Source organism: Methylobacterium symbioticum, from assembly GCF_902141845.1.
GTDB lineage: Bacteria > Pseudomonadota > Alphaproteobacteria > Rhizobiales > Beijerinckiaceae > Methylobacterium > Methylobacterium symbioticum.
Window position 1 is genome coordinate 1 of the sequence record NZ_CABFPH010000130.1, and the last position, 13,879, is coordinate 13,879.

The 13,879-nt window shown below is 71.3% G+C and carries 18 protein-coding genes; 11 read left to right on the forward strand and 7 right to left on the reverse strand.

Translation table 11 applies throughout. The features are described from left to right. Nucleotides 1-53: 53 nt before the first annotated feature. Nucleotides 54-1,046, reverse strand: coding sequence for a DUF1775 domain-containing protein (locus tag MET9862_RS25670; RefSeq protein ID WP_142585800.1), 993 nt, complete (start codon nt 1,044-1,046; stop codon nt 54-56). A 43-nt stretch (nt 1,047-1,089) separates the two neighbouring features. Beyond that, nucleotides 1,090-1,425 (reverse strand): hypothetical protein, encoded by a 336-nt coding sequence (locus MET9862_RS25675; protein WP_306438913.1) that lies wholly within the window; start codon nt 1,423-1,425, stop codon nt 1,090-1,092. 294 nt (nt 1,426-1,719) lie between these two features. Here MET9862_RS25675 and MET9862_RS25680 point away from each other — a divergent pair, with 294 nt between their 5' ends. Beyond that, nucleotides 1,720-3,024: a L,D-transpeptidase family protein gene (locus tag MET9862_RS25680; RefSeq protein WP_142585802.1), complete on the forward strand. Its 1,305-nt coding sequence runs from the start codon at nt 1,720-1,722 to the stop codon at nt 3,022-3,024. Nucleotides 3,025-3,155: 131 nt separating this feature from the next. On the opposite strand, the gene MET9862_RS25685 is transcribed toward MET9862_RS25680, so the two are convergent. Next, nucleotides 3,156-3,734 carry a type 1 glutamine amidotransferase domain-containing protein gene (locus MET9862_RS25685; protein WP_142585803.1) on the reverse strand — a complete coding sequence of 193 codons (579 nt, stop codon included), beginning with the start codon at nt 3,732-3,734 and terminating at the stop codon, nt 3,156-3,158. A 168-nt stretch (nt 3,735-3,902) separates the two neighbouring features. Here MET9862_RS25685 and MET9862_RS25690 point away from each other — a divergent pair, with 168 nt between their 5' ends. Beyond that, nucleotides 3,903-4,103: a hypothetical protein gene (locus MET9862_RS25690; RefSeq protein ID WP_142585804.1), complete on the forward strand. Its 201-nt coding sequence runs from the start codon at nt 3,903-3,905 to the stop codon at nt 4,101-4,103. Nucleotides 4,104-4,145: 42 nt separating this feature from the next. Here the strand turns inward: MET9862_RS25690 and MET9862_RS25695 are convergent, their stop codons facing one another. Next, nucleotides 4,146-4,535 carry a hypothetical protein gene (locus MET9862_RS25695; RefSeq protein ID WP_142585805.1) on the reverse strand — a complete coding sequence of 130 codons (390 nt, stop codon included), beginning with the start codon at nt 4,533-4,535 and terminating at the stop codon, nt 4,146-4,148. A 398-nt stretch (nt 4,536-4,933) separates the two neighbouring features. Here MET9862_RS25695 and MET9862_RS25700 point away from each other — a divergent pair, with 398 nt between their 5' ends. Beyond that, nucleotides 4,934-5,143 carry a cold-shock protein gene (locus MET9862_RS25700; RefSeq protein WP_142585806.1) on the forward strand — a complete coding sequence of 70 codons (210 nt, stop codon included), beginning with the start codon at nt 4,934-4,936 and terminating at the stop codon, nt 5,141-5,143. A 210-nt stretch (nt 5,144-5,353) separates the two neighbouring features. Further along, on the forward strand, nt 5,354-5,584 hold the full coding sequence (locus tag MET9862_RS25705) for an AsnC family transcriptional regulator (RefSeq protein WP_142585807.1): 231 nt from the start codon (nt 5,354-5,356) through the stop codon (nt 5,582-5,584). Between the two features lie 48 nt (nt 5,585-5,632). On the opposite strand, the gene MET9862_RS25710 is transcribed toward MET9862_RS25705, so the two are convergent. After that, entirely contained in the window at nt 5,633-6,463 is an 831-nt protein-coding gene (locus MET9862_RS25710; protein WP_142585808.1) for an inositol monophosphatase family protein, read from the reverse strand. Between the two features lie 357 nt (nt 6,464-6,820). Here MET9862_RS25710 and MET9862_RS25715 point away from each other — a divergent pair, with 357 nt between their 5' ends. Then, a complete protein-coding gene (locus tag MET9862_RS25715) occupies nt 6,821-7,309 on the forward strand; it encodes a DUF6101 family protein (protein WP_244612911.1) in 489 nt (162 codons plus the stop codon). A gap of 17 nt (nt 7,310-7,326) precedes the next feature. Here MET9862_RS25715 and ubiA read toward each other — a convergent pair whose 3' ends face one another. After that, entirely contained in the window at nt 7,327-8,271 is a 945-nt protein-coding gene (gene ubiA, locus MET9862_RS25720) for a 4-hydroxybenzoate octaprenyltransferase (protein WP_142585809.1), read from the reverse strand. A 37-nt stretch (nt 8,272-8,308) separates the two neighbouring features. Then, entirely contained in the window at nt 8,309-8,773 is a 465-nt protein-coding gene (locus MET9862_RS25725) for a hypothetical protein (protein WP_142585810.1), read from the reverse strand. A 293-nt stretch (nt 8,774-9,066) separates the two neighbouring features. On the opposite strand from MET9862_RS25725, the gene MET9862_RS25730 reads away from it, so the two are divergent. The 6 genes from MET9862_RS25730 to moaB all read left to right on the forward strand — a co-directional run bounded on the left by MET9862_RS25730 (nt 9,067) and on the right by moaB (nt 13,707). Further along, nucleotides 9,067-9,819, forward strand: coding sequence for a 16S rRNA (uracil(1498)-N(3))-methyltransferase (locus MET9862_RS25730; RefSeq protein WP_142585811.1), 753 nt, complete (start codon nt 9,067-9,069; stop codon nt 9,817-9,819). A gap of 201 nt (nt 9,820-10,020) precedes the next feature. After that, nucleotides 10,021-11,397, forward strand: a complete 1,377-nt coding sequence (locus MET9862_RS25735; protein WP_142585812.1) for a glutamate--cysteine ligase — start codon at nt 10,021-10,023, stop codon at nt 11,395-11,397. A gap of 176 nt (nt 11,398-11,573) precedes the next feature. Then, nucleotides 11,574-11,981 carry a hypothetical protein gene (locus tag MET9862_RS25740; protein ID WP_142585813.1) on the forward strand — a complete coding sequence of 136 codons (408 nt, stop codon included), beginning with the start codon at nt 11,574-11,576 and terminating at the stop codon, nt 11,979-11,981. 67 nt (nt 11,982-12,048) lie between these two features. Further along, nucleotides 12,049-12,294, forward strand: a complete 246-nt coding sequence (locus MET9862_RS25745; RefSeq protein WP_142585814.1) for a sulfurtransferase TusA family protein — start codon at nt 12,049-12,051, stop codon at nt 12,292-12,294. 120 nt (nt 12,295-12,414) lie between these two features. Beyond that, nucleotides 12,415-12,987, forward strand: a complete 573-nt coding sequence (locus MET9862_RS25750) for an NUDIX domain-containing protein (RefSeq protein ID WP_142585815.1) — start codon at nt 12,415-12,417, stop codon at nt 12,985-12,987. 159 nt (nt 12,988-13,146) lie between these two features. After that, nucleotides 13,147-13,707 (forward strand): molybdenum cofactor biosynthesis protein B, encoded by a 561-nt coding sequence (gene moaB / locus MET9862_RS25755; RefSeq protein ID WP_142585816.1) that lies wholly within the window; start codon nt 13,147-13,149, stop codon nt 13,705-13,707. Nucleotides 13,708-13,879: the final 172 nt, after the last annotated feature.

A 13,879-nucleotide genomic window follows, 5' to 3' on the forward strand; every position in this document is an offset into this window, starting at 1 on the left:
GTCGGCTCGCCCGTCCGGGCGCCGCCCCGGCGGGGCGGCCCGGACGCGCGGCGTCAGTGGTTGTGGTGGCCGCCGCCCGCGGCGCCGGCCGAAGTGCCGGGGGCCATGGCGCCGATCGGGGCGACCGTGAAGGTCACAGGAACCGTGCCGGCGCGGGCGAAGGTGAGCGAGCCCTGCACGCTCTCGCCGGCCTTCGGGGCGCCCGTCAGGCCTTCGAACATCAGGTGGAGGCCGCCGGGCTTCAGCTCGACCGTCTCGCCGGGCTTGATGGTCAGGCCCTCGGGGAGCGGAGCCATCTTCATCACGCCGTTCTCGGTCGACATGGTGTGGATGTCGCCGCGGCCCGCCAGCGGGATCGAGGCGGCGGTCAGCGTGTCGGGGCTGGTCCCGGCATTGGTGATGCGGACGTAGCCGCCCGCCACCTTGGCGCCGGCCGGCGTCGCGCGCAGCCACGGGGTCTCGATGGTGAGGTCGCCCGCCTTCACGGGGGCGGGCGCGGCCGCGGCCTTCTGGGCGGCGGCCACGATGCGCACGGCCGGCGCCGGGGATTTCAGGTCGCGCGCGCTCTGGCCCGCGGCCGGGATCTCGCTCCAGCGATAGCCGCCCTGGGCGCAATCCTGCTCGACGGGGAAAAAGGCGGTGGCGCCGGGGGCGAAGGCGTCGGTGACGCGCACGAAGAAGGTGAACTCGTCCACCTCGTCGTCGGGCAATTCGCCGCCGCTCCACGTGATGGTCTTCACACCCTCGGACACGGTCCCGTGGAAGGACTGGTAGGGGCGGTCATAGGCGCCGCGGGCGGTCGAGATCACCCAGCCGGGCTTCGGCATGGGCTTGGCGCCGATCATCCCCTCGGGGATCGTGACGCTGACGCGGGTCGTCGGCTTCCCGTCGCAGCCGTGCATGATCTGCACGACGCCGCGATAGCCGGATCCGGGCGTGGCTTCCTTGCGCTCGAGGACGGCGTGGGCTTCGGCGGCGGCGAGGCCGGAGATCAGGAGCGCGGCGCTGAGGCCGGCACGGAGGCCGGCGCGGAACTGAAGAGTCATCGATGAGGTCCGTTGTCCGAGGGATCGAGAGGGGGCGATCGGCTCAGGCGACGGGAGGACCTCGCGGATGGGGCAGGGCGCCGGGCGGCGCCCGTGGATTGAAGTCGGCGGTCGCGGCCCAGGCGACCGGAGCGGCGGCCGGGCGGGGCCGCGCAGAGGTGACGGCGGGCTCGCGGCCCGGCAAAGCGGTGGCGGCGGCCTGCGCCGCCACGCAGCAGGCGGCATGGTCGTGCGAGGCCTTGTCGTGCGACGCGGCGCCAGGGGCCTGTCCGGCCGCCTCGGCCGGCGCGCAGTGGATGTCGCCGGGGCCGGCGAGCGGCATCAGGCCGCCGAGGAAGGCCTGCAGGACGAGCGCGTAGAGGGCGAGCACCGCGATCACCGCGCGTGCGCCTCTCCACCTCTCGCCTGTGTCCGTCCGGCGCGCTGCCATGGAATGCGGTTATCCCAACCGGGGCTGGCGCGCCATATCTGCCACGGCCGCGCTTGGAATCCTGTCGCGGCGCGGCATCACCGCGGCGGCGCGTGCGCCTGCGCACCTGCGTGCCACATTCTGGCCCGGTCCACATGGGTTCTTAACGGCACCTCGACACCTTGGCGGTCACGAGGATCTGCGGCCGATCCGGGCCGTCGATCCGGTTGTCACCACCAGAACAGACCAGAGCCACTTAAAGCCATGCTGAAACTGGCCAATTTGCGGGTCTCCGCGAGCCTCGCGCTCCTCGCCACCGCTGCCACCGCCACCGTCGCGCCCGCCCGTGATTCGGGCGGATTCGCCCAGGCCGAATGGGCGCAGGACTACGCCTCGCCCGCCGCCATGCAGGTGCAGCGCTCCTCGACGCCGATCCTGTCGCCGCAGACCGTGGCGGCGACCGAGCAGATGGTCGAGCGCTACAAGGAGATCGTGTCCCGCGGCGGCTGGCGCCCGGTCAACGGCGCCGACCGCCTGCGCGTCGGCGCCAAGGGCCCGGCCGTCGCGGCCGTCCGTCAGCGCCTGATCGTGACGGGCGACCTCGACCCGGCGGCCGGCACCTCCGGCGTGTACGATTCCTATGTCGCGGCCGGCGTGAAGCGCTTCCAGGCCCGCCACGGCCTCAGCCAGACCGGCGCGATGAGCCTCGCCACGCAGCAGGCCATGAACGTGCCGGCCGATATCCGCCTGCGCCAGCTCGAGATCAACGCGATCCGCCTGCGCTCCTATTCGGGCGATCTCGGCCGCCGCTTCGTCATCACCAACATCCCCGCCGCTCTGGTCCAGACGGTGGAGAACGGCCAGGTGGTGACCCTGCACGCGGCCGGCGTCGGCAAGATCGACCGCCAGTCGCCGATCATGAACACCAAGGCGACGCAGATCAATTTCAACCCGACCTGGACGGTCCCGGCTTCGATCGTGAAGAAGGACCTCATCCCGAAGATGCAGAAGGATCCGAACTACCTCACGGACAACCGGATCCGCATCCTCTCGAACGGCCAGGAAGTGTCGCCGAAGGCGGTGAACTGGTTCTCGGACGAGGGCACCCGCTACACCTACCGGCAGGATTCCGGCGCCGACTTCAATTCGATGGGCATCGTGCGCATCAACATCCCGAACCCGTACGGGGTGTTCATGCACGACACGAACACCAAGGGCGTGTTCGGCGACGACTTCCGCTTCATCTCCTCGGGCTGCGTGCGCGTGCAGAACGTGCGCGAGTACATCACCTGGCTCCTGAAGGACACGCCCGGCTGGGGCCGGGAGCAGGTCGAGCAGGCGATCGAGAGCGGCAAGCGCGTGGATGCGACGCTCACCCAGCCGGTTCCGGTCTACTGGACCTACATCACGGCCTGGTCGACCCCGGACGGCCTCGTCCAGTTCCGCGACGACATCTACAAGCGCGACGGCGTGAACGTCCCCTCGACGATCAGCGCCCCCACGCCCGTGGCGAGCGCCGAATCGACCGCCCCCGAATCCTTCGAGCCGGGTGACGAGGACGCTAACTGAAGCGTGCCTTCGCGCAGGGTCCGGAGGGCCCCTGCGCGAGGCTCCGCGGGGTGCCCGGCCGGATAGCTCGAACGAAGAAGGCCCGCACGCCGACGGCGTGCGGGCCTTCTTCGTTCGGGGTTCTGGTGTCGTCAGGCCGCGAGCTGGCGCGGCTCGTGGCGGCCCTCCCGGACCTCCTCGATGATCTTGGCGCAGAAGGCATCGAGGTCGCCGGGATTGCGGCTGGTGATGATGCCCTGGTCGGTCACCACCGCCTTGTCGTGCCAGCGCCCGCCCGCATTGATCACGTCCGTCCTGATCGAGCTGAACGAGGTGACGTCGCGGCCCTTCACCGCGCCCGCCTCGATCAGCAGCCAGGGCGCGTGGCAGATCGCGGCCACCACCTTGCCGGAGGTGAGGAAGCCCTTGATCACCTCGAGCGCCTTGGCCTCGAGGCGCAGCTTGTCCGGGTTGATCTGGCCGCCCGGCAGGACGAGCACGTCGTAGGCCGACGCGTCGATCTCCTCGAGATCGCGGTCGACCGCGACGTTCTTGCCCCAATCGGTCTTGTCCCAGCCGCGGATCGACTCCTTGGCTTCGCGCGATTTCGGGGCGACCACATGCACCGTGGCGCCGGCTTCCTTGAGCTTCGCCTGCGGCACGGTCAGCTCCGTCTCCTCGAAACCGTCGGTGGCGAGGATGAGGACCTTGGCCTGCTTGATGTCCGGCATTCCGGCGTCTCCTGTTGATCGTGTCGGGTGCAACAAGGAGGGAGGCGGGCCGTTCCGTCCGGTCCGCGCGGACCTGCCCTGCGGAGGGCGGGCGGGAGCCAGACCCGGAACCCCCCGGAACGCCGCTCCGTTGACCCGGCATACCTCGACAGCCACGGAGATGCGCGCATGGCCAATCCCGGCCTTCCCGACCCGACGCCTGGCGACCTGCCGCCCCCGCCCCAGCCCGACGAGCTGCCGGATATCGGGCCGACCGGTCCGCGCACGCCCTATCCGGTCAATGACCCGGGCATCGACGAGCCCGGCGGTCCGGGCTCCGAGCCCGACGTGTTCCCCGGTCAGCCGACCGATCCGGGCCCGCGGATGTAGCGAACCGGACCTTTCCCCTCCACGGGGGAGGGGCATCCGCCGTCAGTGCCCCCCGTGCGAGGTCCGCACGTCGCGCGGGGCGTTCAGGATCTCGGAGAGGCTCGTCGCGACGTGGCGGGCCTCTTCGTCCGTGAGGCGCAACTGGAAGGGCGGCAGGGCGCCGGCCTGCAGCGCGACCACCGCCTGTCCCTGCTCGTCGGTGCCGACCTCGATCGCCGAGGAGGTGACGTCGAGCATCGCGACATCCTCCTCGCTCAGATCCTCGGGCAGGTCCGGTTCCTCGGTTTCATCGATCGCGGTAAGAAGCTGGCCCACGGCGCGTACCAGCGCACGGGCGGCGCGGGCATCCATCACAACCGCCGTCGCCTGATCGTCCTTCTGGAAGGAGAGCTGGATGTTGGCCCCTTCCAACGAAACCGAAATGCCTGCCATGGACCGCCTGAGAGATCGCCGACGTGCTCCTCACAAAAACGCCCGATCGCCGGGAGTTCTCCCGCCGGCCACGACGGCGCGGCAGGCGTTCCGTGAGAGGCACTAACTGCCTGAACGCGTATCCCAATATGCACCGCGCCCGCGCCGATTCACAGGGCCGCACGCGCCCCGGCGGCCGAAAGGCCGCAGCCGGGCGGGAAATTGGATCGGGCCTTCGCCTTGTTGCAGCCGCAAGGAGCGCCTAGATAGGACTGCGGGGGGCTAAGCACCGAGACCGACGCTGCTGAAGGTTGAGCGTCTCGCGCCCCGCCAAGCTCTGCAAGACTTTCTGAGGACGTCGAACCGTGCGCCCCCGGGCGGACGAACGATTGTCTCATGGACGACACGAGGTACTATACGTGAATACTGGCACCGTGAAGTGGTTCAACGAGACCAAGGGCTTCGGCTTCATCCAGCCGGACGATGGCGGCAAGGACGTGTTCGTCCACATCTCCGCTGTCGAGCGCGCCGGGATGCGGAATCTCGTCGAGGGCCAGAAGATTGCCTACGACATCGTGCCCGACAAGCGCAGCGGCAAGGACGCGGCCGGCAACCTCCAGGCTGCCTGAGCAGCCTCCGGCCTATGAGGCGGGCCCCCCTGGCGGGGCCCGACCCGCGGCCTGAGTCTCGGCCGGCCCCGCGCCACCAAAACCATCCGACGCTGCCGTCCTCCGGGACCGGTCGCGCCGGACGGGACACCTGATACCAGCACTGCAGGAGCCGGCCGCATGACGGACCGGGCATCACCTGCCTCAGACACAAGAGAATCAAGAAAAGACATGTTGTTCGAGTTCACGCGCCGCCGCGGCGCGCGGTCGCCCGTCACCGACGCGCCGACCTTCCGGGTGCGCAGCCTCAACGAGGCGGCCAAATCCGGCCATCGCAAGGCTGATCTCAGCCATCTCATCGACCGGTCCTACGACTATCACTCGCAGCGCGAGCTGCGCTGGCATCTGGCCGAGCGCCTCGGCCTCGCGCCCGCCGCGCTCACCCTGCGTGAGACGGCCTGACGGTCGGTCTTCTTCCGAAACAGCGAGAATCAGCGGCTCGCGGCGCCCTCAGGCGCCGCCGGCCCAGGCCGCCAGCGCCGGATCGCGCAAGGGGCTCGTCACCGCGACGAGCTCCCCGTGCACCGGATCCGGCTGGTTGTAGGCCGGCACGCGGCCGGCAAGGTCGCAGACGAGGCCGCCGGCCTCGCGCAGGATCAGGTCGGCCCCCGCGAGATCCCAGTCGCGGGCATTGGCGGTGACGAGGCCGACATCGATCGCGCCCTCGGCCACGCGCACGAGGCGAAGCGCCAACGAGGGAATCCGTTCGATCAGCGTGAAGTCGGCCGGGGCTCCGCCGCGACCGACGCCGCGCTGCAGCCGGTCGAACATCGGCTTCGGCCCGGTCACGCGCGCGCCCGTGAGGGCGTCCCGGGCCGAGACGGTGATCGCCGCGCCGTTGCGCGTGGCGCCCCGGCCCCGCACCGCCTCGTAGGAGACCTGAAGCGCCGGGGCGTTGACGACGCCGAGCACGGGCTCGCCCCGCGACAGCAGGGCGACGGCGATCGACCAGTCGGGATGGCCCGAGAGGAAGGCCCGCGTCCCGTCGATCGGATCGACGATCCAGACGAGGTCCCGTCCGATCCGGGCGGGATCGTCCTGCGTCTCCTCGGAGAGCCACGCGGCGTCCGGGACCAGCTCGCTCAGGCGGATCTTCAGGAAGGTGTCGACGGTGACGTCGGCCTCGGTCACCGGAGAGCCGCCCGCCTTCGACCAGACCCGGGCCGTGGTATGGCCGCCGGCCCGGAAAAACGGCAGCGCCAGCTCGGCCGCCTCGCGGATCACGCCGCGCAAAGCCGGCATCAGGTCGGATACGGCGTCGGCGGGGAGCGGTTCGGTCATCGCGGTCCGTATCGGGTTCGAGGGCGGCGACCTGACATCGAAGGCCGCATCGACCGGTCGCCCGGCGCGGGGCCTGGAACGGGACGGGAATCCGGCGCTGCATCCGTTCTACGGTGCGCTGCGAAGGGTCACAAGGATCGCGATGCCACACGAGGCCGCAGTGCCGATGTCGCGCATCCGCCTTTTCCGGGCAAGGAAGCGTTGAGCATTCCGCGCATCAGGTGCCAGTCCAGACTCGCTTAACTCTGGCTCTTAAGCCGCCCGGAGGAGATCTGCGTGCAATCTCCCCTGCATAACGGACGGCCCGACAGAGGCCGCCACTTGCAACAGGGCATCAAGCAGATGAACACTGAGCGCATGATTGACCGGAGCCGGCCAGAACATCTCTGCCAGGACGGCGTCGTCGGCCCTCTCCCGGCGCTGACCCCGAGCCGCCTGCCGATCTTCGGTGGCGGGCAGGGGTCTAAGCCTGCCGGCATCGCCCTCGCCTTCGCCACGGACGAGAGCGAGGAATGCGGCGAGGATCGCTTCGTCCTCCTCCTCACCGATGCGGAGGGAGCGACCTTTTCGGAGCTCGGCCCGTTCTGCGAGGACGAGGTCGTGGCCGTGTGGCGCGATGCGGCCGCCAAGGCCGGACTGGTCCGGATGATCCTCCGTGAGGACGGGACCCTGAGCCCGGTCTCGCAGCAGATCGGTCGGCTCGCCCTCGGCCGCACCCGCATGCGCCGCCGCCACGGCTCGCTCTGCAACCGCCGTCCGCGCTTCCTCGTGCGCCGCAAGACCGGCCGGCTGCCGGTGCGCCCGCTGATCCACCGCGGCGAGAAGGAGATCATCGCCCGGAGCTGAGGCCGTCCGCCAGCGGCCTACGGCATCCAGCCGCGGGCCAGGGTGTCGGCGGCGAGGCCTGCGAACAGGATCAGCCCCGCCCCGCGATTCGAGCGGAACAGCGTGAGGGCACCCAGGCCGTCACGCGGGCGCAGGCGCCGGACCTGCCAGGCGAGATGCCCGGCGAAGGCGAGGGCCCCTGCCCAAGCCAGAGCCCCGCCGCCCGCGGCGTGGACTGCGAGGGCCACGAGGAGCGCGGCAAGCCCGTAGCACGAGGCGACCATCGCCTTCAGGTGATCCCCGAACAGGCGGGCCGAGGAGCGGATCCCGGCGATCTCGTCGTCCTCGATGTCCTGCACCGCGTAGATCGTGTCGTAGCCGATCACCCAGGCGACGCTGCCCGCGTAGAGAAGCAGGGCCGCCGCATCGAGCCGGCCGAACACGGCCGCCCACCCCATCAGCGCCCCCCATGCGAAGGCGAGGCCGAGCACGGCCTGCGGCATCGACATGACTCGCTTCATGAACGGGTAGACCGCGACCGGCAGCAGCGAGCACAGGCCGATCAGGATCGCGCCCGCGTTGAATTGCACCAGCACCGCGAGGCCGACGAGCGCCTGCGCAACCAGAAAGAGGGCGGCTGCGCGCGGCCGGACCTGGCCCGACGGCAGCGGTCGCGATCGCGTGCGCTCGACCTGCGCGTCGAGGTCGCGGTCGGCGATGTCGTTATAGGTCGAGCCCGCCCCCCGCATCGCCACGGCGCCGACGAGGAAGAGCAGCAGGTGCCAGGGATCCGGCCAGGGCCGTCCGGCATGAGTCGCCGCGAGCGCCGCGGACCACCAGCAGGGCAGGACCAGCAGCCACCAGCCGATCGGCCGGTCGATCCGGGCCAGCCGCAGATAGGGGCGCATCCCGCGCGGGGCGATGCGATCGACCCAGTGGCCTGCCACTGCATCGGCGACGCGGCCGTCGCCCGCTTCGCTCACGCCACCGGCCGAAGGCACGTCAGACCCCGGATTCGGCTCAGAGCGCGCCCTGCGGCAGCTTGAAGGAGCCGGTCAGGCCGGGACCGCCGAGCAGGCCGCCGCCGCCGCCATTGGCCGCCTGCGCCTTGGCCTGGGCCTCCATCTTGGCGGCCTGGGCAGCCATGCCGCAGATCTTCGTCTTGATGCCGACGACCTTCTGGTGGTCGGCCTTGAAGCCTTCCGTGAAGGAGTCGGGGATCTGGCACCACTCCTTGTTGGCCTCGATCCACTTGATGCCCTGCAGTCCGTTGGTCTGCATCTTGCCGAACAGGGCGCAGGCCTCGGCCGGCGTCATCTTCTTCTTCGCGTTCGAGGCCGAGTTCGCCCGCTGAACGAGGGCCTTGCGCTCTTCCAGGGTCTTCTGGATGGCGCCGCACTCGGCCGACTGGGCGAAGGCCGCCGCGTTGAGCAGGGTGCAGCCGGCGAGCGCCGCAGCCGCCAGTGCGAAGGTCCGGAATGCCATGCGCCTCGTCTCCTGATCCGCCTGCCGGGACCGCCTCTCGCGCCGGATCCGCGGGGCGCGCGGGCCCGGATCCTCCGGCGGCTGCCGGCCGTGTTGTCTCGGTTTCGGTGTCGTGTCGTTGCCTTGGTTTCGCTTCGCCATAGGAATGTGGCGTCAATCAAGCGGCGAGGCCCTGGGGCGGCTCCACGCGCGTGCCGCTGTTGGCAAGCGCTTCAAATTCCGGGCGCGTAACCTTTCGGCAACATTCCGGCCGATGCGTTGACAGGGCGGCGCCCGCGCGCGACCAGACCGCCATGCCGGCCTACGACTTCACCGCGCCCCGCCTGTTTGTGGAGGCAGAGCTGCGCGCCGGCGCGCGCCTGCCCCTCGACCGAGCGCAGGCGAACTACCTGCTCAACGTCCTGCGGCGGAAGCCGGAGGACCCGGTGCTGCTGTTCAACGGCCGCGACGGCGAGTGGCGGGCGAGCCTCGCCCCCTCCGGTCGCAAGAGCGCGGATCTCGACGTGCTGGAGCGCGTGCGGGCGCAGACGGTCCGCGCCGACCTGCACTACCTGTTCGCGCCCCTGAAGAGCGCGCGCCTCGACTACCTGGCGCAGAAGGCGGTGGAGCTCGGGGCGGGCACGATCCGGCCGGTCTTCACTCGCTACACGCAAGGGGAGCGGATCAACCTGGAGCGCCTGCGCGCCAACGCGGTCGAGGCGGCCGAGCAGTGCGGGATCCTGGCGATTCCCGACCTCGCGGAGGCCGTGCGCCTGCCCGAGGCGCTGGAGGCCCTCGAGGCCGAGCGCCTCCTCGTGTTCTGCGACGAGGACGCGCCGGTCTCCGATCCCGTCGCGGCGCTCCGCGGCGCTGCGGATCCGGCGGCCCCCCCGCCGCTCGCCGTCCTCGTCGGGCCGGAGGGCGGCTTCTCCGAGGAGGAGCGGGCGCGGATCCGGGCCCGGCCCAACACGGTCGCCCTCTCGCTCGGCCCCCGCATCCTGCGGGCGGACACGGCGGCGGTCGCCGTGCTCGCCCTCGTCCAGGCGGTGCTCGGCGACGCGCGCTGACCATCGCATGTGCGCGAACGCACACCGCGCGGCCCGGCGGGAGACCGCCGCCGCGCTGCGAAGCTTGGTGTGCCAGGACGCGTGCGTTGTCCCGCCTTGTCCGCTGGATTAAGCGCACGACATCCCGTGCGACGGGCATGACCCTGGCTCGCCGGTGCGTGTCCCTCTCCGCACACCACCGATGTTACGGACGGGCGGCGCATGGCGCGCGACACCTCAGACTCGACCCCGATCACCACGCGCGCCGAATTGGTCGCGTGGTTCGCCGAAGGCGAGAAGCCGCGCGAGCGCTTTCGGATCGGCACCGAGCACGAAAAGATCCCCTTCTACCGCGAGACCCGCGAGCCGGTGCCCTATGATGGCGAGCGCGGTGTCCGCGCGCTCCTCGACGGCCTCGCCCGCGAGACCGGCTGGGAGCCGATCACCGATCTCGGCACCATCATCGGCCTGCATTCCGATGGCGGCGGAGCGATCTCGATCGAGCCCGGCGGCCAGTTCGAGCTCTCGGGCGCGGCGCTTCCCGACGTCCACGCCACGGTGCGCGAGCTCGACGAGCACCTCTCCGCCGTGCGGCGGGTGGCCGATCCCCTCGGCATCGGCTTCCTCGACCTCGGCATGAGCCCGAAATGGCGGCGCGAGGAAACGCCCGTCATGCCCAAGAGCCGCTACCGCATCATGGCCGGCTACATGCCGAAGGTGGGCACCCTCGGCCTCGACATGATGCTGCGCACCTCCACCGTTCAGGTGAACGTCGATTTCGCCTCCGAGTCCGACATGGTGCGCAAGCTGCGCGCCTCGCTGGCGCTGCAGCCGGTGGCGACCGCGCTCTTCGCCAATTCCCCCTTCACCGACGGGCGGCCCAACGGCTACCTCTCCCGTCGCTCCGAGATCTGGCGCGACACCGACGCCGACCGCACCGGCATGCTGCCGCAGGCCTTCGAGGCGGGCTTCGGCTACGAGGGCTATGTCGACTGGCTGCTCGACATGCCGATGTACTTCGTCAAGCGCGGCGACATCTACCACGACGTCTCGGGCGCCTCGTTCCGGGCCCTGATGGCGGGCAAGCTCCCGCAATTGCCGGGCGAGTACGCCACGGTCTCGGACTGGGCGAACCATGCCTCCACGGCCTTTCCCGAGGTGCGCCTGAAGCGCTTCCTGGAGATGCGGGGCTCCGATGTCGGCGGCCCCGAGATGATCGCCGCGCAGGCCGCCTTCTGGACCGGGCTGCTCTACGACGAGGCCGCCCTCGACGCCGCCCTCGACCTGACCAAGGGCTGGAGCGCGCAGACGCGCGAGGCGATGCGCGCCACGGTGCCGCGTCTCGGCCTCGCCACCCCGGTCTGCGGCTGCGGCGGGCGCAGCCTCGGCGCGGTCGCGGCCGAGGCTCTCGCCATCGCCCGGGCGGGGCTGCAGGCGCGGGCGCGCCGCGACGAAGCGGGCCGCGACGAGACGCGCTACCTGCAGCCGCTGGAGGCGATCGTCGCCGCCGGCCGTTCGCTGGCGGAGCAGCGGCTCGAGGATTACGAGACCCGCTGGCAGCGCTCGGTCGAGCCGGCCTTCGCGGAATGCGTCTTCTGAATCGGGCCGCCCGCGACGGCTCCCGCGGAGCCGGATCCGCCATCCCGCCCAAATCGAGCCGATCCGGCGTGGGGCGTGTCGCCGCGCACCACCGCGCGCCGCCGGACGGATTAGCCCGGAACGGAACGGCAGCGAGGCCGTTTTTCAGGGCATCTCAACCTCAGGAGACAGCGATCATGTCGCGTTTCATGGCTCTCGCCCTCGCGGGCACGACCGCCCTCGGCATGTCCGCCGGGACCGTCGGCACCGCGCAGGCTGCGCCCCTGCCGGCGCTGACCGGCGTTCAGGTCGGCGGCACCGCCGCCACGGTCGACACAGTCGGCTGGCGCCGCGGCTATTACGGCGGCTACGGCTACCGTGGCTACGGCTACCGCCGCAATGTGGGCGGCGCCCTTGCCGCCGGCGCCGCGCTCGGCCTGATCGGCGGCGCGATCGCCGCGAGCGCGGCCCCGCGCTACGGCTATTACGGCGGCTACGGCTACGGCTACCCGTCCTACGGCTACGGCTACGCCCCGGCCGGTTACGGCTATGGCTACGGCTATCCGGCCTATGGCTACGGTTACGCCCCGGGCTACGCCTGGTAAGAGCCGGCCCGCATCGGACGTTCGAGGCCTCGCCGGTCCTGCCGGCGGGGCCTTTTCGCGCGTGACCATGACCGACGAGACCGATCTCGACCTCAGCGGACTGAAATGCCCGCTGCCCGTGCTGCGGACCGCCAGGGCCCTGCGGGGCCTGCCCGCGGGCGCGCGCCTGCGCGTCACCTGCACCGACCCGATGGCGGCGATCGACATCCCGAATCTCGTGCGCGAGACCGGCGATCACCTCGACGCGACCGAGCGCGCGGGGCCGCATCTGCGCTTCACCATCCGCCGCGGCGCGGCCGGCGGTGCGGGATAGCGCCGGGTCACGCCCTCGGAATCCACGAATCGCCCCGAGCCGTTCGTGCTGGCGCCGCATTCGCGGTGCATCCGGCCGGCGCTTCCCGGGGCCGGCATGCCCCTTCTCCAGAGGATGCGCATGGCACCCATTATCGGCGGAACCCGTCTCATCCACGACGGTTGGGCCCGTTTTCTCGTCGCCGAGGTGACGATGGCCGACGGAAGCCGGGTCAAACGGGAGATGGAGGATCACGGGCGGGCGGTCGCGGTGCTGCCCTATGATCCCGAGCGGCGCGTCGCGGTTCTGATCTCGCAGTTCCGCGCGCCCGTCCTGTTCGCGGAGGGGCCGCCGGAGGTGATGGAGGTGCCGGCCGGCATCCTCGACGAGACCGACCCCGCAGAGGGCGCCCGCCGCGAGGCCTACGAGGAGACGGGCCTGCGTCTCGGCGCCCTGGAGCCGGTGGCGAGCGCGTGGTCGATGCCCGGGATCTCCACCGAGCGCATGGATCTGTTCCTGGCGCCCTACGGCCAGGCCGACAGGGCGGGCCCCGGCGGCGGCCTCAGCGAGGAGCACGAGGCGATCAGCGTGCATGAATTGCCCCTCGAGGCGATCGCGCGCATGAGCGACGACGGCACCATCGCCGACATGAAGACCCTCGTCCTCGTCTACGCTCTGCGCCTGCGCCGGCCGGACCTGTTCGCGGCGCGCTGACGCACCGTGACGCGGCGCCGGCGCGGCCCCATATCGGGGCCGACGCGCGAGGCCTATCCGTGATCCGTCTCACGGACATGCCCCGCGCGCGTGTGGCGCATTGTCGTCCGCAGGATCGGTGAGCGGTCCCGCCCGCAATGCTCTCGACAGGAGCCGAGCATGACCGCTGCGACCCCCCCGGACCGCCCGTTCATTCCCCTCGGCATCGCCGTGCTCACCGTCTCGGACACCCGCCGGCTCGAGGATGACCGCTCCGGCGATACCCTGGTCCAGCGCCTCGGCACGGCCGGGCACCGGCTGGCGGGCCGCGCCATCGTCCCGGACGAGGTTCCGGCGATCCGCGGCCAGGTCGAGGCCTGGATCCGCGATCCGGCGATCGACGTGGTCGTCACCACCGGCGGCACCGGCTTCACCGGGCGCGACGTGACGCCCGAGGCCCTGGAGCCGCTGTTCGAGAAGCGCATGGATGGCTTCTCGGCGGTGTTCCACCGCATCTCCTACGACAAGATCGGCACCTCGACCCTGCAGTCGCGCGCGACCGCGGGCGTGGCGCGGGCGACCTATATCTTCGTGCTGCCGGGCTCCCCCGGCGCCTGCCGCGACGCCTGGGACGGGATCCTGGCGCAGCAGCTCGACTATCGGCACCGCCCCTGCAACTTCGTCGAGATCATGCCGCGGCTGGACGAGCACCTGCGGCGGGGCGCTCCGGTCTCCGTGTGAGCGTCAGGCCCGGTCGATCCGGGCGATCAGGCGTCGCACCTTGAGCCGTGGACTGAAGACCGGCCCGGCGAGCAGCGTCTCGCGCCGGACGAGGTCGCCGGCCCGCGCCCGGGCCACGCCGATCACGCCTTCGCCCCGCACGGCGAGCCGCGCCGGCAGGCCGCCATGCGGC